We start from the raw sequence: 21,074 nt of genomic DNA, 5'->3' as shown, positions 1-21,074 counted from the left end.
TCCTGAGTTAAACAAACGTTTAAAACAATTAATCAAAATGAAAATCAACATTGCAACATTTATTATGCTACTGACGCCACTGCTAAGTCACGCGCAAAAAGTCTACACACTTGACGAATGTGTAAGCCTTGCTCTGGAGCAAAACCTAGAAATAGGAAACAGCCGCTACGACCAGTTGCTCTATGATGAGCAGGTCAAAGAAGTGAAACGCGCTGCACTACCAAAATTAGGTTTCGGGGCAGAGTATGACCTATATACCCAGCTACCCACCACGGTGATCCCGTCAAGTGCCTTCAGTCCAGGGGCAGAAGGGTATGCCGCTGCAAGTTTCGGTACGCCACATCAGTCCACCTACGCACTGCAACTGGAACAGGTAATTTTCGACCCTAGTCTCAACGTTGGCATCAAAGCGGCCCAGACCATCAACGAAATGGGAGAAATCCAATACGTACAGACCAAGGAAAATATCACGTTTCGGGTAGCATCTACCTACTACAATGCACAGGTAGTTGCCAAACAAATCGAAATGCTGGAAGACAACAGTCAATCACTCGATACACTCATTGCTTCTACGCGCATGATGATGCAGAGCGGATTAGTCAATACGACCGATGTAGATCGACTCGTCATCAACAAGTCCAGCTTGGACAACCATACCGCTACACTACAGGCTGATTACATCTATTTGATCAACTCCCTCAAACTCCTGCTCAATATGGATACCGACGAAGGATTGACGATCGAACATCAGCTGAACCCAGATTTATCTGCACTCAGTTTTCAGGATGCTTTCCACTACGAAAACCGTAGTGAAGTACAACTACTCAACAAACAAAAAGAAGTCCTAGATCTACAAGAGAAGCAGATCAACTCAGGCTACCTGCCACACCTATCGGCTGTCGCATCCTATGGAGTGATGGGCTATGGTGACCAGTCCGAAAACTACTACGAGCACTATGACTTTAGCTACGTGGGGCTCAAACTGAACTGGATGTTATTTGACGGCATGGTCAAGAGCTCTCAAAAAACACAAAAGAAAATAGAAATGAAACAACTCAACGCACAATTGGAAATGACCCAGAGAAGCATTGAAAACGAAAGGATCAATGCCCTCTCTAAGCTCAAAGTCCACCAACGTGAGGTTGCCAATCAAAAACAGTCCATGGAGCTCGCTACCAACATCTACCAAAACATCCAGATGCAGTACAGTGAAGGAGTCGTGGGGGTGCAGGAGATCATCGAATCAGAAAATGAACTCACAGAAGCACAAACCAACTATCTCAATTCATGGGTACGCCTCCAGCAAGCCAAACTAGACCTAGCCAAAGCAGAAGGTCATCTATTAACCCACTACAATTAAGTCTCATCATCAAGTCAATCATATAGAAATGGAAATCCAAAAATCTAAAACAAGCAAAATCATCGTCGCAATAGCGGCAGTCACACTACTCGGAGGGTGGACCATCTATTCGCTACTAGGCAACGCTGAAGAAGTCAAAGCACGCGTGTATACTCGGGACTTCTCGATCAAAGTGCCCGTCAAAATCGCCAAAGTAGAAGACACCCAACTGGAAGAAACGAGAAGATACTTGGGAACCTTTGAGGCCAACAGAGCCATCACCATCACCTCTCAAACACAGGGAGAAGTACTGGCCATCTCTGCCCAAGAAGGAAACCAACTGCCCAAAAATGGATTAATCGCTACCGTGGATTCTGAACAAATACGTTTTCAGCTCATCGCAGCAACCGCTGCCTACGAAGATGCCAAACGCGAATACGATAGGTACCAAAAACTAACAGACAACAACGCAGTAGCCAAAATCAATCTGGAGAAAGCAAGCTTACAACTGGCCAGCGCAGAGAGCAATCTCAAATTGCTCAACAAACAACTCCGCAACACCAAAATCAAAGCTCCCTTCGCTGGTACTCTAGCTACGCGCACCTTTGATGTAGGGTCAGTACTCGCTCCGGGCAGATCACTCGGGTCACTCATAGACATCTCCCATCTCAAACTCGTCATCAGTGTACCCGAAGATCAAGTAATGGATTTTGAAAAAGGCAAGCAAGTGACGGTCAAATCCGATGTATACCCTACACATTCCTATACGGGTACCATCACTATGGTCAGTGATCAAGCAGACGAAGCACACAAGTTTGACGTACAAGTCAAAATCCAAAACACAACAGAATACCCGATCAAATCAGGGATGTATGGATGGATAGAGCATACAAGCCACCCTCACGGCACAAGTCACACCATCCCAGCGACCGCCATGATGGGTTCCTCCAAAGACGCCAAAGTCTACAAAATCATAGAAGGCAAAGCCATCCTCCAACCCATCAAAGTCGGCATGACCTCTGAGCAAAAAATAGAAGTCAAAGAAGGCCTCACCCTAGACGATATAGTAGTAACCAACGGTCAAATCAACTTGAGCGATGGTGTCGAAGTATCCTACTAATCATAACTCAAAATACTGAAACATGAATATTGCAGAATTTTCGATCAAAAGACCGTCATTCATCCTCGTGATCTTTTTGCTCACGTCGATCGCGGGGCTTTTGTCATTCAACAAAATCGGCTATGAACTCCTCCCAGAGATGTCTCGCCCTACCTTGACGATCACGACCATCTATCCTGGAGCGGCACCCTCAGAAGTAGAGTCCTCGGTCTCCAAAAAAATAGAAGACGCCATCTCCGAATTGGACAATCTCGATGAGATCAATTCCAAGTCCGTCGAGAGCGCCTCGATCGTGATTGTCAACTTCAAAAGTGGAACAGATCTAGACCTGATGATGCAAGATGCACAACGTGAAATCAACAACGTCATCAGTGATCTACCAGACGATGCAGAGAACCCATCGATCTCCAAAATCTCGCCCAACGATCTGCCCATCTTGCAGATCAGTGCGACTTCCAACATGGACGGCAAGTACTTCTATGCCCAGATGGATGACAAACTCATCCCTCAGCTCCAGCAGCTCAAAGGAGTCGCATCGATAGACATACTAGGAGGAGAGCAGCGCACCATCAGCGTGAGCGTAGATCCCGAAAAACTTACGTACTACAATTTGTCCCTACTGCAGGTCACTCGATCGATCTCTTATGCCAATTTGGATTTCCCTACAGGGAAAGTCAAAGGAAACGGAGAAGCGGTGACGGTACGGATCTCGGGCAAATTCGCCAATGTAGAGGAAATCCGAGAGCTCATCGTCTCGACCACCGAAGACGGCGGAACCGTACGGCTCAAAGACCTCGCAAGAGTCACCGACGACATAGCAGATGCCGAAAGTATCGCCCGACTCAATGGAAAAAGTGCCATCCTACTTCGCATCAAAAAACAAGGAGATGCAAACACGGTAGAAGTATCCGAATCCGTACTCGCCAAACTCGAAGAACTAGAAGTGCATTACGACAAACAGGACCTCCACTTTGCCGTCGCACAAAACGACGCAGAATTCACCCTCGAAGCGGTCAATGCCGTCCTTCACGACTTAGAGATCGCCATTATACTCGTTGCGGTAGTGATGCTGCTCTTCTTACACAGTTTTAGAAACGCACTGATCGTCATGATCGCTGTGCCAGCGTCCTTACTTGCGACAGTTGCCTTTATGTTCGCCATGGGATACACATTCAATCTCATGACCCTGCTCGCCATGTCCCTCGTGATTGGTATCCTCGTAGACGACTCGATTGTAGTGTTGGAAAACATCTACCGACACATGGAAATGGGCAAGTCTCCCAAAAAAGCTGCCATCGATGGTATCGCAGAGATTGGATTGACAGCAGTGTCTATTACTTTGGTGATTGTCATCGTGTTTATCCCTGTGACCATGGTCGAGTCCTTTGTCGCAGATATTTTCCGCCAGTTTTCGTGGACGATCGTTGTAGCGACCTTGTTCAGTCTCTTGGTCTCTTTCACGTTGATTCCATGGCTGATGTCTAAATTTTCTAAAATCACCCACCTCAATCCAAAAAACCCATTTCAATGGATCTTGATCCAATTCGAATCAGGACTGACCTGGATCAACGATGGATACAACAATTCCCTGAAATGGATCATGAACAAAAAATGGGTACTCTTTGCTATCCTCCTCGCTCTATTTGGTATGACAGGATGGATCGGAAGTCTCGGAGTGATCGGATCAGAGACTTTCTCATCTGGAGACAAAGGTGAATTCAAACTCAACCTCGAATACAGCAAAGTCACCAGTATAGAAGCCAATAATCTCCGTACTCGTAAAATTGAAAACTGGATCGCCTCCAAACCAGAGGTCAAGATGATCTTGACCAACGTCGGCGGGCCCTCTTCTGGAATCGGAGGCACGGGACTCGGAGACCCCTACAAGTCTGAGCTCAATGTCATATTGGATCAAGAACAATTCAAAAATGTGAACACTGAGGCATATATGATCGAAACAATGAACCAAATCAGAGCGCAATATGCAGGTGTCAAAGTAGGTGTTTCGTTGGTAGGCATGGTCAACATGGGGACTGCACCAATCGACGTATCTGTCGTAGGCGAAAACTACGACGAAGTGATAGAGGTAGCGCATCGCGTCAAAGATATGATCGAACATACACCAGGAGCCAATGACGTCAATGTATCCGTAGAAACCGGCGTGCCCGAAGTAGAAATCAAAATCGATCGGGACAAACTCTCCATGCTCGGACTAGATGTCGCCACAGTCGGTGCTACGCTACAAAATTCGCTTCAAGGCAATGACGACAATGAGTACCGAGAGGACGGTCTAGAATACCCCATCATGGTACAACTCACCAAGTTTGATCGCAAAAATGCCGAGGATGTCAAGCAGATTCCTTTCATCAACACCAAAGGTCAGCTAATCACCCTGAGTCAGTTTGCCGAAGTGAATCAAAGTGCATCAGCCTCTATGCTGGAACGAAAAGATAGAATCAAATCAGTCGGCGTTACAGCCTTTGCACTGGGAGTACCGGTCGGCAATGTCACCCAGTCTATCCAACAACAAATGGCGGCTGCTGATTTTCCTGACACCGTAAGTTTCGTATGGGGTGGAGATGTCAAAAACCAAGAGGAAAGTTTCGGTGCGTTAGGTGGTGCTTTTGGCATTTCTCTATTGCTGATCTACTTCATCTTAGTCGCACTCTATGACAATTTCGTCTACCCGCTCGTGGTACTACTTTCCATACCTGTAGCCGTGATCGGTGCGATGCTTGCCCTAGGTTTGTCAGTCTCGACGATGAGTATATTCACCATCCTAGGTATGATTATGCTCCTAGGGCTTGTCGCCAAAAATGCTATTCTGATTGTGGACTTTGCCATCAAGCTCAAAGGAGATGGCCTATCCACTCGTGATGCTGTCGTACAAGCAGGCAACGATCGATTGAGGCCAATCTTGATGACAACCATCGCCATGGTGATTGCGATGATTCCGATTGCAATCGCCGCAGGTGCTGGTGCCGAGTGGAAAAACGCCATGGCTTGGGTGCTCATCGGTGGATTGATGTCCTCTCTCTGCCTGACGATCTATCTTGTCCCTGTAGCCTTCGAGATCGCAGACAAAGCCACGGCATGGGTACAATCCAAAACAAAAACAACTACTTCAAGTTCAGTAAAAAGCGCCGAACCCGCTTAACCAGGTTCACTATTTCTTTCACGATAGCATGCGGTAGACGACTGCATGCTATCTCTTTACCTTATAGTCAACCAAACTTATAAAACGGCAAAGAAAACCCTACTAAAAACCTCCATCGCTCCCAAAGCACATCTACAGCCACTTCAGGATTGGTATCATCTCCAGGTAGGTTGACTATCTTGCCAATCGTCTGTGTCCCCCTCGAATAGGTCGTCCCCATGGTCAGTTCGATCTTGTCAAAATTGAGCATAAATCCTCCTCCATAATGGAATATGTTTGCTGTGAAGATTGAATTGGTGAAATTATCAGTAGGCAAACCGTCCGCAATTGGCCCTGTCTCAGGAAGTGTAGAATAATCCGAAGACATACTCAAAAAGCCCTTAACCTTTTTGACCAAACTCAACTCCACGCCAAAGCCCCAATTGATCACCGAATGGCGCTCATCATAAAGCCGATCCTTGATCTCCAGAGGACCGGATGCAGACAACAAATAGTCTGGGACCTTTTGTGCATAAAATGGAGCAGGGGTCATCACCGCATATCGGCTGACCTTATCAAACCATTCTGCACTGACATGGAGTTTGACTGGGCCAAAATCGTAGGCAGAACCCACCCCTATAGAAAAAGGTGTTTTATAATTGACATCCACATCACTGGTCGTGTTTTTGATCAATCGTGCATCGTTATCGATGTCTCCGTCTTCGTCCAAATCAAAACCTGCCAATACTTCATCATAGTCGACCTTTCCACTCTTGCGCACTACCAAATATGGAGTCGTGACGGTGAGCCCTGCACTGAAATTCTTGCTTTCATAGTTCACTCCCAATTTGAAAACCGCACTCGTAAAACTGTACTTTTTGATTCGAGTCCTCTCATATGATGCCACAGCAGAAGAATCGCTGCTCAACCCATCCTCAAAGAGCTGATAGGTACGACTTTGGTTGAGGATCGAAGCAAAGCCAGAGGCACCCACACTCCATCGTTCATTCAACGCATAGGCCCAGCTACCTCCCATCCATTCGTCTTTGATGGTTTTGTTGACATTGAAATCTACATACAGTGTTTCTTCTCCGGGCCAAGTATCATTGTACTCATAGGTCAGTTCAGACCTCGTCCCCAAACTGTAATTGACTTGCTGTCTCGACAAGAACGCATAAGCAAACTTATGCTTAGGCATAAAAGGTACTTTGAAACTCCCGGCAGCCAAAGTCGGAGCATCTCCAAAGGTAGACTCGTTAAGGTCTGCCTTTTGTACACCATCCTTGACACGTAGCGTGCTGAGTTGGTAAGCCTTCGCACTGATCAAAAATTTGGGGTCATCTTGCAAGGCCAAACGCGCCGGATTGTAAAACGTCGCTCCCAAATCATCGACACTACCGATGACATTTCCTCCAAGGAGCATAGACTTATTTCCAAACTGCTCCGTCCAATAGTGGGCATCCTGGCCCAACAACTGGACTGATTGTCCAATCAAAAATATACAGAGAGCAAATAAAAGATAGGTTGACTTCATCATATTACTTGGGCTTATCTACGTCCTCCTCGACCTCCCATCCCCATACCTCCAGCGGGTCTTTGGAAACTCTGTGAGCGTTGTGCTCCTCTTTGTCGATTTTGATAACTATTGTTCATCTGTCCGTTGCTAGGTCGCTGCGTCGGAGCTGACCACTGATGATTGCTTTCGCGCTGCTGCCACCCATCCGAACTTCTCCTGTATACATTGCCATTTCGGTCGGAGTACACATCGTTGTTGATACGTCCATTGCCTGAGCTAGCAGGACGAGTAGCTGGCTGAGTCTGTCGGTCTCGCGTCGCTGGTCTCACATTGCCAGGCTGGCCACCAGTACTCGGTCTCGTCGCTGGACGGGTGGATGGACGCTGATGATTGCCAGACACGACATCTTTGCGATGATTGTACAGGTTGCCCGCATTGAGGCGACTATTGGGACGTTGACCAGTAGTCGCCGGTGGCCTGTTGCCTCCTGCAGGTGGTCGATGGCCTGGCGGACGCTGACTTGGCGGCCTATGATGTGGCGGCATGTAGTGCGGTGGTCGATAGTACGGCGGGCCATACCAGCCACGCCCCCCATACCAACCTCCATATCCGACGTGTACACCGAACCCAATACTCCATCCCGCATAGGTAGAATAATGTACAGCAAAACCATAAGTCACAGGCCTAGGATAGTAGTACATCCCGTACCAACCAGGATAGTACCAGCCAGTCCCATATACAACTGTCGGTCCATAAGCATAGCATCCTATATACCCAGGAGTATATCCGACATAGACGACTTCAGGAGTACTCTCATAGATGTATACATACTTGACGTTGTAGTTAGGGTTGCCAGACGGCACTTTATCTATGTCCACTGGACGGATATCAGACACTGTCCATGGCCCTGTCGCTGTAGGGGAACTGAACCAAACGGCATTGTCACAAAGAAAATAGACTCCTTTGGACAAAAAAACGGCACTCGACGTATTGACAGCATAAGACAGGGTCGTCCCATCGATAGCTTTGAATATCGGGTCTCCATCATAGGTGACAGAAGCTGTAGCATTCTTGCGATCAATGGCTGCAGTTTGAGGAATATTTGCATCCAGTACAGCTTCTTTGGCCGCATAGGTGCCGGGCACACTCGCCAGTACATCGCCCTTGGCAGAATCCTCAGGGATACTCTTAAAATCTTCGGGGATGTCATTGGCATCTAAATAGGTCCATGCTCCATCGATCGAAGTAGAGGTAAACCAACGCCCAGAAATCAGCAAATAGTACTGCTGAGTCGCCACATCCATAAACAAATCAGACATGGTATTTTCCACATACATCAACCCACTATTGGCAATAGGCACAAAATTCATCTCCCCCTCCGTCACGATGAGCTCAGTCGGAGTGGTCGCCACGATGATCTCCAGGTCTGCCTCTTGCTTATCACTCTCTTCTGGTGTTGTTTCTTGAGACTCTGTTGTCTTGTTGTATTTCTTTTCGATAGATGTCAAGCTAGTAGGAGGGTTTTTCATTTTGGACCAAGGGCCTTTGAGCAGGTCTTTGGTCTTGAACCACTTGCCCCCTCCATAGAGATAATATGTCTCTTTCTTTTTGAGCATAAACACTGGCGTGTTCACTATACGCTGGTATTTTTTTTCCAAATCCTGAAGCTTCGGCTCCCCGTCCAGCATGATCAGCACTGCAGGCGTCGTACGAAAGATCAACTTGGGGGCCTCATTTTTGAACTCCACATTGCGCTCACCGTCAGCTTCTTCAAGTGTAGAGATCAGTCCATCCAACGAAAACTCATAATGCCAGTTGGGCACTTCATTCTCGATAAAAGACTTGAGCTTTTGGATTTTGACACTATCCACTTCTTCGGGAAATCGCACGGCGTTGATTTTGGCCGACTTGAGCGTGACTAGACGATCCACACGATCCACCTCGAGATAACTCGTAACCCACATCACACCAAACGTCGGAGCAGAGTCTTCCTTGGGTTTTACCGATATCGCCACCCTTGATTCCAGTACATCTCCTTTCAGAGATTCGGATTGAGGCTGATATATGACTATTTTTCCTTTGTCGTTTTCGATGATTTTAGGAAAAAATGCGCTCTCATTCTCTTGTGCATACAGCGACACACAAGACATGATTGCCAAGAAAAATACAAGTGAAACACTCTTCATATGCTGTGATTTATTGATCATAGGGAAAGTCCGATTTAAATTTAGTCAATAAACTGAAATGGGTTCGCTATAATGACATTCTTGATTTTCGATAGACCTAAGAATTCCTTTTTGTCCTTGATTCAAAATCAATTATACTCGCAATGATTTTTTGACATCACACACAAACAATCACCTAAACTGACAAAACGATAGTACATGAAATTCATCCCGACCACATGGCTTTTGGCCTTTTTTGCCATGGCCTGTTCTCCCAAAGAAGAAGCAAAACAATCTGTAACGACCAGGCCCCTCATCACCACACACACACAAGAAGCTCCCTCTACGACACGGATAGGAATACTGGGCAGCCATGAAAACCCGCTGAAATTCTACTTGACTCCCTCTAGAACCTCAGAACTAGTCCAAGATGCCGGACAAAAATTGATCTCCTATTTGGAAGCCGAAACACAGCTTCAATTTGAACTCATCGTCCCTGAAAACTATGACGAAATGATTAATGCTTTTGCTCAAAACAATGGAGACATAGCCCTCATGAGCTCTTCGAGTTATATCAAAGCCCGAGAAGCCTATGGTGTGACTGCCAAACTAAAAGCCATTCGCTACGGCAAAGCCAATTATTTTGGACAAATCATCGCCAGTACCGTCAGTGGAATCAAGGACATCTCCGATATCCAAAATAAATCCATCGTCTACACCGATGAGTTATCTGCCTCTGGTTACCTATTTCCCAAACAGATCCTAGACCAGCAAAACATCTCACCAAGTCATACGGCTTTTGCAGGGACGCACGACCGTGTCGTCAAGATGGTCTACAAAGGAATCGCTGACGCAGGAGCCACCTACTACTCCGAGCCCTCTGGGGATGGGCGTATTCGTGATGCCCGATCACGATTGATCGAGGAGTTTCCAGATGTAGCAGACAAAGTAAAGATCATCGCCGTGACCGACCCTATCCCCAACGACCCAGTAGTCTTTGGTCAGCACATTGCGCGGGACATCTATTTTCCTGTATCCCTAGGTATCATCAAGTTCCTAGAGACCGAAGAAGGCAAAACAGCCATGAACGAACTCTACTCGATCGAGGGGTATGAGCGTTGCAAAGATTCGGACTATGACGGCCTACGTGCCATACTTCTCTGAGCACTATTCCAATTCTTCCCACCGTTTGATAGTGTGGTAGGTATCCAACTGGGCATTGTATAATCTCTGCCCCTTTTTCTTCTCGATGGGGATATTGTTGATGTTTTCATCAAGCATGACGGCCTTCGTGTTGTCTTTGAGTTGCACGCGCAGGAGTTCGCGGACTTGATTTCGGAGTTCTTTGTCCTTGACAGGAAACTTCACCTCTATTCGTCCCATCAAATTGCGCTTCATCCAGTCGGCAGACCCCATGTACAGCTCATCCTCGCCATCGTTGTGAAACCAAATGATACGACTGTGCTCCAAAAATCTGCCGACGATTCGGCGTACAGTGATGTTCTCACTCATCCCTGGCACTCCAGGTACAAGACAGCAGATACTACGAATAATCATCTCGATACGTACTCCAGCACGGCTCGCTTCGTAGAGCTTGTCGATCATTCCTTTCTCTTCTAGATTGTTGAGCTTGATGATGATGTGACCCTCACGGCCTGCCTTAGCATGCGCGATTTCCCGGTCAATCAACGCCGTGAACGCATCGATGATGTTGAACTGAGAAACCAACAAACTCTTGAATTTGGCCGGTTCCTTTCTCTTGTACAGAAACTTGAACAAATCATCAAGCTCATCACACATCTCTTCGTCACATGTCAACAGGCCATGATCTGCGTACAGCGACGCGGTCTTTTCGTTGAGGTTTCCTGTCCCAAAAAAGCAATAGTTTTTGATGAGTCCCGATTCGGTTTTTTTCTTGACGAGAGCCACCTTAGCATGAACTTTCAGCCCTGGTATGCTGTAGATGATTTTGATCCCTGCCTTCTGCATACGCTCTGCCCATCGGAGGTTGTTTTCCTCGTCAAAGCGTGCCTTGAGCTCCATAAATACCGTTACTTTTTTCTCATTCTTAGCAGCACTCATTAGGGCATTGCCGATCAGAGAGTCCTGTGCCATGCGGTAGAATGTCACCTTGATTTCTCGCACATGTGGATCAATGGCCGCTTGGTTGAAAAACTGCAACACATAATTGTACGTGTGATATGGGAAGTGCAGCATCTGATCCGACTCGTCGATCGCTGAGAAAATCGATCGGTGTTGATCTATCTTGATGTTGCGTAGTGGCGTCAGCGGCTCATACTCGATGGCCTTTCCGATCGGGTTAGGCAATTGAAAGAAATCAAACAAACTATGGTAATGCCCGCCTGAGACCAAATCCTCATCGATCAGATCAAACGAGTCAGCAAGAAACTTGAGCAAAATATCTGAGGTAGTAAAATCATACAAGAACCGAGACGGCACACCCAAATTCCTCTTTTCTATTTGTCGCTCGATCTTCTCTACTAGGTCACCACTAAACTCATCCTCAATATTGAGATCCGCGTCCTTGTTCATCTTGATACTCTGGCACTCCAGCACTTCATAATCTGGAAACACAAAATCCAAATTCATTCGAATGATGTCATCCAAAAACATGTAATGAAACTGCACGTTGGGTGAAGGCAACTGAAAAAATCGAGGCAAGACATTCGACGGGATATTAAGATAAGCAAACTCAATGGTCCCCGAATATTTATTTTGTAACCTCAGTGCGAAGTATAACTCACGGTTGTTGAGAAAAGGCTCCCGACTCGAAAACCCAAACACATAAGGCTGCAAAAACGATAGTACTTTGGTTTTGAAAAAGTACAAGCTCGCAGATTTTTGGTCTTCATTGAGCTGTTCTGGAGACAGGATGAAAACTCCATTTTTCTCTAATTCGACGAGCACCTTGCTACGCAGGGTATCTCCATACTCAATCAGCTGATTGTGAATCCTTTCATGTATCTTCTTCAGCAATTCAATGGGATCATAATCCAGCGCCTTGTTGATTTTCTTTTTATCCAACTTGATGTAATTGCGCAGATTAGCGACTCGCACTCTAAAAAACTCATCTTGATTCGCAGAATAAATCGCCAGAAACTTGAGCCGTTCATAGAGCGGAACATCGTTGCTTTGTGCCTCTTTGAGTACTCGATAGTTGAATGTCAACCAACTCAGGTCCCTATCAAAATAACGATTGGTAACTTCTGTGCTTTGCGTGGTTTGCTCTTCCAAATTGGGGTAGATTTTAATTTTATTGGGTGAATTTATCGAAAAGCTAGAGGATTACATACCTCATAAGATTATCATTTCGTCAACTTGCCCAACAATACCCTCTACAATTTAAACCACCCTCCATTTTACATGTCGAAACATGAAATTATTTAGTCTTAATCTATATAAGCCTTTTCTTTCTCAATTCATACCCTCATATTTGCCATTATTTAAAACAAGTCTAAATAAGTATAAGTCATTCTGTTTTGAGAAAGTTAGGGATAGTAGCGGGTTGCTTGTGGTTGATACTGTGTGGGGGAGAAGTCGTTCGTGGACAAGGGACTATAGTGTTTGGCAAAGTGAAATCAGCCGGAGGAGAGGCTCTGCTAGGTGTCACGATCATCATCGATCACGGTACCACCGGGACAATATCTGATGAGGATGGTCGCTTCGAGATCACCAATATTCCCGCTGGTACGCATACGCTGACGGCCCAATTTTTAGGGTTCGACAAGCAAACAAAAACTCTAACACTCAAACCCTCGCAAAAGACAGAAGTCAACTTTACTCTCAAAGAAAACACAGTAGAAATGAGTGCCATCGAAATCGAAGGAAAATCCATGGCACGAGAAATCAACGAACAGGCCTACTCAGTCACTGCCATTTCGGCCAAAGACCTACTCAATACAACTTCTGACGCACAGACCATGCTCAACCGAGTAGGGGGGGTACGCGTGATGCAAGACGGAGGACTTGGCTCTACGCTCAACTTTTCTCTCAATGGCTTTTCGGGTGATCAGGTCAAATTCTTCATGGACGGCATCCCAATGGACAACTTCGGTTCTTCACTAAGTCTCAACAACATCCCCGTCAACATGATCGAACGCATCGAAGTGTACAAGGGAGTCGTCCCCGTATGGCTCGGTACCGATGCGCTCGGTGGAGCAGTCAACATCATCACCACCAGCAAGAGCAACTACATGGACATGTCCTACACCGTAGGCTCATTCAATACCCACCGGCTATCTCTCAATGGTGCCTATACCAACAAAAACACGGGATTTACAGTCCGTACCAATGTGATCGGCAACTACTCGGACAACAACTACAAAGTCTGGGCTCAAATCGTCGAAAACAACGCCATCGTAGATACCACCAATGTAGAGCGCTTTCATGATCGCTACCGATCGGGGACACTCAGAATGGAAGCTGGTTTTGTCAACAAGCCTTACGCAGATCAGCTCCTGATCGGGGCGATCCTCTCTGGCAATGACCAGCAAGTACAGACAGGAACTACTATGGAAACGGTCTATGGCAAGATCATGCGAAACAGTCGGTCGGCTATTGCCACTTTGAAATATGCCAAACAAGACCTATTCCTCAAGGGATTAGACCTGAGTCTATACAGTGCCTACAATCGCACGCACAGTGAAGTCATCGACACACTCAGAGGCTACAATTACAATTGGCTGGGCGAGGCAATCCCTAATCCAGGAAAACTCGGAGAGTCGTCGCTGACCCAAAGCACGCTCGACGACCAAGAGCTATCGAGCCAGCTCAACCTTGGCTATGAGATAGGAGCAAAGCAATCCTTGGCTCTCAACTATTCGTTGACACATTTTACACGTGAGACCTTTGACAAGGAAAATCCCAACCGCATTGCCAATCAGTTTCCCAATACCCAAACCAAACAGATCGTAGGGCTAGCTTACAAAATCGACCCAACGAAAAAATGGAGTGCCACGGTATTCGGCAAGTACTTCTTCTTAGGAGTCGAAAGCTCCAAACAGCTCGACTTTGGACTCTCCACACAGCGAACCGAAGCAGTAGAAAGTCACAAAAAGAACTTCGGATACGGGATCGCATCCTCGTACTACCTACTTCCCAACCTAGAAGCCAAAGCCTCCTATGAACACACCTACCGTATGCCATGGGCCAACGAAATCTTCGGAGACGGGCTATTTGTGCAGCCCAACCCGGACTTAGGTCCTGAGCAAAGCGACAATTTCAATTTTGGATTGGGTTATGATTTCAAACTCCGAGAAGTCAACAGGTTTCACTTAGAAAGTAGTTTGATCTATCGAAAATCCAAAGACCTCATCTACCAAGTAGTAAAAGGAGGCAATCCAGAAACCAACTATGCCAACCTCAGCGAAGCACGCAATATTGGGATCGAAGGAGGAGTCAAATACCAATGGAAAAACATCCTAAACCTCGGCGCAAGCATCACCTTCCAAAACATCACGGATCAAGCCGACTCTGTCTACAACGAATCCTACACCAACACGGGTTGGCAAAAAAACTACCAAAAGGGCTTTCGTCTGCCCAATACCCCCTACCTCTTTGGCAATGCCCATGCTGGACTGACCTTCAGTGATTGGATGCCGTCAGGCAGTTCTTTGAGTATCAACTACAACTTCAGCTATGTAGAGCAGTACTTCCTAGACTGGGCGGAGCTCGGGTCCAAGGACAACAAGAAAGTCATCCCAACCCAAACCGCACACAATGCCGAGATATCCTACGGTCTCAAAGAGGGCAAATACAACCTGACTCTAGAATGTCGCAACCTCGCCAACGCCCGATTGTACGATCGGTACTACCTACAAAAACCTGGAAGAGCTTTTTATCTCAAATTGAGATTCGTCCTCTAAACTGAGGACAAGACGATGTATTAATTTTTAAAAATGAAACGTAATTATATGAATCTGATCAATCGTGCCAGACTACTGTCTTTGGCTATTGCAACATTGGTATCTGCGAGCATACTGAGCTCATGTGACGAAGGAGACGATGTCTCTCCAGCAAAAGGTGACTTTGCTGTAACTCTTGCTATTCAAGGTAGTGAAGGTGGTTTTACCTATTACACCGTTCCTTTTTTGGACGTGATGACCGGTACTTTGAGTGCTCAAAACACTGAAGCGATCGAGCAACCAGGATACTACGACTATACTCAAATCGATCGCACGCTCTATAGTATCGGTGGATTAGGTGCTACAGATGTACACAGCATCATCCAAAACGAAGATGAATCACTAAGCGAAGTAGGTTCTGCCACCTTTGCAAACAGTCTCTCGGATCTCGTGAGAGCCGATGACGACAACTTGCTCGCTGTATCACTCAGTAGCGAATCGGATCAAGTGGTTTTCTACACCATTGACAACAACACGATTTCTGTCAAAGAAACATTCTCTAGCCCTGCCTCCAACTTGACTACAGAGTATGTAGCAGCCTACTCTGGTCTCGCTGTGAGCGGAGACCACGTGTTCCTCAGCTACTACATCAGTGACCGAGACACCTACAACACCCCGTATACGGACAAAGCTCAAGTAGCAGTATATAGTTATCCAGAATTGGAATTCATCAAAGTAATCGAAGATGATCGCGTAGGTCCATTGGGTGGCTTCAATATCAAAGCAGGGCTGTTCGCTGACGAAGATGGGAATATATACGGTGTGTCTCACTCTAACCCTGCCAACGGATACAGCCAATCTACCAAGCCCGCTGGCATCTTGAAAATCAACAAAGGAGAGACGGAATTTGATGCAGACTACTTCTTCGACGTGGCAGCTTTGACAGATGGAAAAACCATTTCTCACCTCAAATACCTGGGTGATGGCCGTGCTTTTGCTCAAATCAATCGTGATGAAAGAGCACAACAAGGCCGCTGGTCAGACAGTCCTTTGGAGACAGCAGTTGTCAATCTAGAAACGCCATCCGTAGCCTTCATCAGCGATGTGCCTGAGCACTCTGGAGATGGTCGTAGACTCGCTGTACTACACAACGGAGACTTTGTCTATCAGTGTATTCCAGAAGACACCGGGATCTATGTATACAAAATCGATACAAAAAACTTGACTGCCGAAAAAGGCGCATTGGTTGAAGCCAACTTCGTCGCTGGATTCTTCAGGTTCGATTGATAACAAACTTAGTAAGCCAATAGTCTCTCGACTATTGGCTTACTTTATGACCCTAATTACATTACCCATTGATGACAATCGTCCGATGAAAAACAAAAAAAGCATACTCCGCCAGCTAAATGATTGGTTACACCTCTGGCTAGGACTAGTTTCAGGTTTGGTTGTATTCATTGTCAGCATCACGGGCTGCATCTACGTTTACCACGACGAAATAGAACGAGCGCTCGGTTCAGAACCTTGGAAATATGTAGAAGTACAAGACAAAGAATATATCCCGCCAAGTGTAGTTCTCGAAACCGCCATGGCACAGATGCCTGACAGCAAACCTACAGGGCTCACCTATGCCAATAGAGATGGAGCAGCAGCAGTCGGTTTTAGCAGTTTTACTGATGGCAAGCGCTCATTTACCGCGGTATTCGTCAATCCCTACACAGGCGAATTCATCAAAAAGCAGAAATTCCTCGGCAAGGACCACTTCAATTTCTTTCGCTTCATCCTCGACGGTCACCGTGCCCTATGGCTACCCTATGATATAGGCCGGCCTATCGTTGGAGTTTGCACTTTGATCTTTCTCTTCTTGCTGGTCTCTGGTCTCATCATGTGGTGGCCCAAAAACCTAAAAAAATCCAACCTCAACAAAAGCTTCAAAATCAAATGGAAAGGCACGTTCAAACGGGTCAACTATGACCTACACAACGTACTAGGCTTCTACAGTCTATTGTTGGCTTTTGTGATTGCAGTCACAGGACTAGTTTGGAGTTTTGAGTGGTTCGAAGATGGCCTCTACTATGTGACCTCAGCTGGCGACAGCAAGCCAGGGCATCACCACCCCCACTCGGACACTACACAGATAGATACTGCCACAGACAGTGTCTCGGTACTAGACTTGGCGTGGTACAAGGTCATGGCAGAAGAAAAAAATCAAATGGCGGGCATGTACATGACTCCTCTTATGGAAGATCCAGATGACGCCATTGAGATCATCGCCTACCAAGACGAAGGATCGTGGTTCAACAGGAACATATACTACTACGACCAGTATACACTGGAGCGCTTTCGGGTACAAGGAGACCGGTTCGATGAGGCCAATTTTGCGGATCAGCTCGATATGCTCAACCTAGACCTCCATATGGGCAGTGCTCTCGGATTGACAGGCAAAACCATTGCCTTCTTCATCAGTTTGATCTGTGGAAGCTTACCGATCACGGGATTGATCGTTTGGCTCAACAAAAAGAAAAAAGCAAGAAAGGCAAGTTAGAAATTCGCGAAAACCTAGAGGAGCAACTCGTATAATCCATTGCAAACAAAAAAACCTCAGACTGTAATCTGAGGTTTCAATTTCTTTAACGAAGAGGACAATTAGTGCTTCTCTTCTTTCTTGTTTGAGTTTCTGAAATCTATCAATGATACAGCCGCACCAAAAGCCGCCAAGCATACTACGATATTCACAAATAAATTTACTCCGTCTGTAACTGCTGGATTAAACATAGCTTTTTCTTTTTAATTACCTCTGCGAAGGTAATCAAGATTGCGCAATTGTCAATTTCATCCTTTCAAAAGTTCATGATAGCGGTAGCAATCCACCGTATGGTCGTTGACCAAACCAGTCGCTTGCATGTGCGCATACATGATCGTACTACCGACGAACTTGAACCCTCGCTTTTTGAGATCCTTGCTCAGTGCGTCAGACTCTGGAGTCGTAGCAGGCACCTCAGACATCTGCTTCCAGTTGCCCACGATCACTTCCCCCTTGACAAATGACCAAATGTATTGGCTGAAGCTTCCAAATTCCTTTTGAATCTCTATGAACAAACGGGCATTGGTGACCACTGATTTGATCTTGAGTTTGTTTCGGACGATCCCCTCAAAACTGCGAAGCTCCTCCATTTTTTCATCCGTATAGGTAGCCACCTTCTGCACGTCAAAGTCTGCAAAAGCTTGACGGTAGCCCTCGCGCTTTTTGATGATCGTACTCCAGCTCAACCCTGCCTGAGCACCCTCCAAAATCAAAAACTCAAAATGCACCTTATCATCATACACAGGTACTCCCCATTCTTCGTCATGGTATCTTTCGTAGGCCTCAAAAGAATTTCTTGCCCATTGGCATCTATTTTTACACATCGCTGTTTCCTTTTTTCCGGATGTAATGTCCTAAATTTCCGCTGATCTATTTTTCGATTTCACGAGAATTTACCTCTCTTTGGATCATATTTTATGTCAAAGACGAACAAAACAATAGCAAAAGTCATCGTGAGTATCTGTATGCTCAGCTCCACTTGGCAAGCAGGAGCCCAACTGGTAGGTAGCGATGCCCTGCCATTCACGCACTTTACCTACCACGACAAGCTCCCCAAATACCTCCTCTCTACCAAAACGGTCGTGCTAGTATCCACACCCATGTCAGACAAAAACCCACACGTTCGATCCAATTGGCAAGAATTGTCCCGTTTTGTCCACAAATACTTTCGTCAAATGAATATCGATGCGGTTGCCTACTACTACGTCGATGATGTTTTCAGCAATGTCGACGTGAATGCCACATTTGCCAAACAATTGGCCGAACGTGAAATCAAATATGTCATCCTCCTCGAGCAAAGCAAAATGAAAGGAGACACCAGTGCCATTGAGCATTACAAAATCACCGTGACCCCCTTCAATGACGAGCCCAGCTTCGTAGACCCAGACCAAAACGCCTGGAAAGTAGAGGGAACAGACCTCATGCAGATCCTCATCAAAATGAACAAAGATGTGATTCGTGCAGAAATGGACTTTTCCAATTACCTCATCCCAGAGCACCCCGAATTTTTCTCCAGTGTAGACCTAATCAGAGGCCGCCGAATACCCACTTATGCTATGGATTTGAAAGTGGAAACTCTCGTAGTACCTCGCTTTCAAAAATACCTCATCGACGACCCCTCCACAGTAGACGAGGCATACAAAAAACGAGTCGCCGACTACAACAAGCGCATTGATCAGAAAAACCAAAAACTAGAAGAAATCCTCGCAACCTACAGTCCCCTCAAGTACCAACTCACTGACGAAATCACTGCCCAAGCCATCTACAACGAAGGGCATCAATTTGCACTGATGCGAATAGACGGTACCGGCAAAACCATCCGTGAGTGTCTGGAATATGACCCCACCAAAGAGACAGACTATGTCACACTCCGTGCCTCGGACATTGGTGCCAAAGTCGTAGCACTGCCCGTAGATGCTGTAGTGACCAAGTTCTATGTCCAGCACGTATTCACCAAGGACACTTATGTAGGTCTCAAATGGGACGCCGATTTGACTTGGGAACAAGCTCTACAAAATTTTATCTACCACATGAAGGATGTCTTGCGGGTCAAGTGACCACCCATCCTATTTTATGTCATTTTCCATAATTATTATGAGAATGAACGTATCTTAGTATCTCCCCAAAGGATAACTCATGAAAGCATTGACCACATTTATTTTCGCCGTGATGATGACGGTCTCGTCGATCATCGCATATGCTCAAAACCCTACCCCACTATACGACAAAGGAGATACCGCTCCTACATTTGTCGGCACGGACCAATTCGGCAAGCCTTTTGACCTCTCCGAGCAACTCGACAAGGGCCCTGTGGTGTTGATGTTTTATCGGGGATATTGGTGCCCTCACTGCAACAAGCAGCTGTCTCAGTTGGAAGATTCTCTAAGTTTCATCACGCAAAAAGGAGGGAGCGTCATAGCTGTCACGCCCGAAAAGCCTGACAACATCGAAAAAACCATCCAAAAAACAGACGCTTCGTTCAAAATCATCTATGACCAAGATCTCTCCATCATGAACACCTATGGTGTCTCCTATAAAATGGAAGATGCACTCATCGAAAAATACAAAGGCTATGGCCTTAATGTCGCCCAAATCAACGGGATGGACGAACCCTACCTACCTGTACCTGCTACCTATATCATCGATTCCTCCGGAAAAATACTTTTCGCCTTTTATGATCCCGATTATTCAAAAAGAGCAACAGTAAAACAGATTTTGAAAAATCTAAAATGAAGCAATTATGTTAAGCCCATTACAAGTAGAAAAGCTGACGCACTTCTTCAACATCATTGATTTTGATCGAAGTGGTACAGTAGAAAAAGATGATTTTGAAGCCATCGGTGAAAACCTATGTATCGTGAGGGATTTTGATTTTGACACGCCTGAATACGCGACAGTCATCTCCATGACGGATGCCATTTGGTCCAACCTCAGCCCCTATGTCGAAGGCGACCATGCGACATTGGATCAATGGCTCGAATACATGACAGCACTCCTCGACCCTGACAATCTCGAAACTTACAAAAAATACGTCGTGAGTTTCACGACAAACATCTTCAAGCTATTTGATCTCAACGAGGACAGAGTCATCTCTCAGAATGAATACATTGATTTGTTTATCGGCTTGAGAATCGAAGTACGTTTTGCTCCCAAGGCATTCCGAAGCTTGGATGACAACAACGATGGAAAACTCTCCTATGATGAAGTCATCAAATCCGTAGATCAGTTCATGCGTAGCAGTGATCCAAAGGCACTAGGAAACTGGCTTTTTGGTGGTTGGGAAACTGACGACTAAACACACCCTCTATACATGGGGCTTCAAAGGGCCCTAATCCAACAACAAATACAGG

Annotated in this window: 14 protein-coding genes; 10 read left to right on the top strand and 4 right to left on the bottom strand. The window is 46.0% G+C overall.

Annotated features, from left to right (window positions below):
* The first annotated feature begins 37 nt into the window (after positions 1 to 37).
* From BFP72_RS17580 to BFP72_RS17570, 3 genes are read left to right on the top strand one after another with little or no spacing between them, the layout of a single operon-like run.
* A complete protein-coding gene (locus BFP72_RS17580; RefSeq protein WP_099600386.1) occupies positions 38 to 1,360 on the top strand; it encodes a TolC family protein in 1,323 nt (440 codons plus the stop codon).
* Between the two features lie 28 nt (positions 1,361 to 1,388).
* Complete coding sequence (locus tag BFP72_RS17575) at positions 1,389 to 2,459, top strand: efflux RND transporter periplasmic adaptor subunit (RefSeq protein ID WP_099600385.1); 1,071 nt, start codon at positions 1,389 to 1,391, stop codon at positions 2,457 to 2,459.
* Between the two features lie 22 nt (positions 2,460 to 2,481).
* On the top strand, positions 2,482 to 5,616 hold the full coding sequence (locus BFP72_RS17570; RefSeq protein WP_099600384.1) for an efflux RND transporter permease subunit: 3,135 nt from the start codon (positions 2,482 to 2,484) through the stop codon (positions 5,614 to 5,616).
* Positions 5,617 to 5,683: 67 nt separating this feature from the next.
* Here the strand turns inward: BFP72_RS17570 and BFP72_RS17565 are convergent, their stop codons facing one another.
* Together BFP72_RS17565 and BFP72_RS17560 are read right to left on the bottom strand one after the other, a co-directional pair.
* On the bottom strand, positions 5,684 to 7,132 hold the full coding sequence (locus BFP72_RS17565) for a hypothetical protein (protein WP_143520121.1): 1,449 nt from the start codon (positions 7,130 to 7,132) through the stop codon (positions 5,684 to 5,686).
* Positions 7,133 to 7,143: 11 nt separating this feature from the next.
* Entirely contained in the window at positions 7,144 to 9,297 is a 2,154-nt protein-coding gene (locus BFP72_RS17560) for a carbohydrate-binding family V/XII (RefSeq protein ID WP_143520120.1), read from the bottom strand.
* A gap of 198 nt (positions 9,298 to 9,495) precedes the next feature.
* Between BFP72_RS17560 and BFP72_RS17555 the strand changes: the two genes are divergently transcribed.
* Positions 9,496 to 10,440, top strand: coding sequence for a phosphate/phosphite/phosphonate ABC transporter substrate-binding protein (locus tag BFP72_RS17555; protein WP_099600381.1), 945 nt, complete (start codon positions 9,496 to 9,498; stop codon positions 10,438 to 10,440).
* 3 nt (positions 10,441 to 10,443) lie between these two features.
* Here BFP72_RS17555 and ppk1 read toward each other — a convergent pair whose 3' ends face one another.
* The gene (ppk1, locus tag BFP72_RS17550) at positions 10,444 to 12,531 is read right to left on the bottom strand and encodes a polyphosphate kinase 1 (protein WP_158233455.1); all 2,088 of its coding nucleotides are present in this window, start codon (positions 12,529 to 12,531) and stop codon (positions 10,444 to 10,446) included.
* 245 nt (positions 12,532 to 12,776) lie between these two features.
* Here ppk1 and BFP72_RS17545 point away from each other — a divergent pair, with 245 nt between their 5' ends.
* Genes BFP72_RS17545 through BFP72_RS17535 form a run of 3 tightly spaced genes read left to right on the top strand, consistent with a single transcriptional unit; the run spans position 12,777 to position 17,685 of the window.
* Positions 12,777 to 15,161 carry a TonB-dependent receptor gene (locus tag BFP72_RS17545; protein ID WP_255397251.1) on the top strand — a complete coding sequence of 795 codons (2,385 nt, stop codon included), beginning with the start codon at positions 12,777 to 12,779 and terminating at the stop codon, positions 15,159 to 15,161.
* Between the two features lie 33 nt (positions 15,162 to 15,194).
* Entirely contained in the window at positions 15,195 to 16,427 is a 1,233-nt protein-coding gene (locus BFP72_RS17540; RefSeq protein ID WP_255397250.1) for a DUF4374 domain-containing protein, read from the top strand.
* 46 nt (positions 16,428 to 16,473) lie between these two features.
* Positions 16,474 to 17,685 carry a PepSY domain-containing protein gene (locus BFP72_RS17535; protein ID WP_255397249.1) on the top strand — a complete coding sequence of 404 codons (1,212 nt, stop codon included), beginning with the start codon at positions 16,474 to 16,476 and terminating at the stop codon, positions 17,683 to 17,685.
* Positions 17,686 to 17,972: 287 nt separating this feature from the next.
* On the opposite strand, the gene BFP72_RS17530 is transcribed toward BFP72_RS17535, so the two are convergent.
* Positions 17,973 to 18,548: a DNA-3-methyladenine glycosylase I gene (locus BFP72_RS17530; protein WP_099600377.1), complete on the bottom strand. Its 576-nt coding sequence runs from the start codon at positions 18,546 to 18,548 to the stop codon at positions 17,973 to 17,975.
* Positions 18,549 to 18,641: 93 nt separating this feature from the next.
* Between BFP72_RS17530 and BFP72_RS17525 the strand changes: the two genes are divergently transcribed.
* The 3 genes from BFP72_RS17525 to BFP72_RS17515 all read left to right on the top strand — a co-directional run bounded on the left by BFP72_RS17525 (position 18,642) and on the right by BFP72_RS17515 (position 21,019).
* A complete protein-coding gene (locus BFP72_RS17525) occupies positions 18,642 to 19,781 on the top strand; it encodes a hypothetical protein (RefSeq protein WP_099600376.1) in 1,140 nt (379 codons plus the stop codon).
* 79 nt (positions 19,782 to 19,860) lie between these two features.
* A complete protein-coding gene (locus BFP72_RS17520) occupies positions 19,861 to 20,457 on the top strand; it encodes a peroxiredoxin-like family protein (protein ID WP_099600375.1) in 597 nt (198 codons plus the stop codon).
* 7 nt (positions 20,458 to 20,464) lie between these two features.
* The gene (locus BFP72_RS17515) at positions 20,465 to 21,019 is read left to right on the top strand and encodes an EF-hand domain-containing protein (protein WP_099600374.1); all 555 of its coding nucleotides are present in this window, start codon (positions 20,465 to 20,467) and stop codon (positions 21,017 to 21,019) included.
* The last annotated feature ends 55 nt before the right edge of the window (positions 21,020 to 21,074 follow it).

This window comes from Reichenbachiella sp. 5M10 (assembly GCF_002742335.1).
In the GTDB taxonomy this organism is placed as follows: domain Bacteria; phylum Bacteroidota; class Bacteroidia; order Cytophagales; family Cyclobacteriaceae; genus Reichenbachiella.
This window is presented reverse-complemented; position numbering and strand designations above follow the sequence as displayed.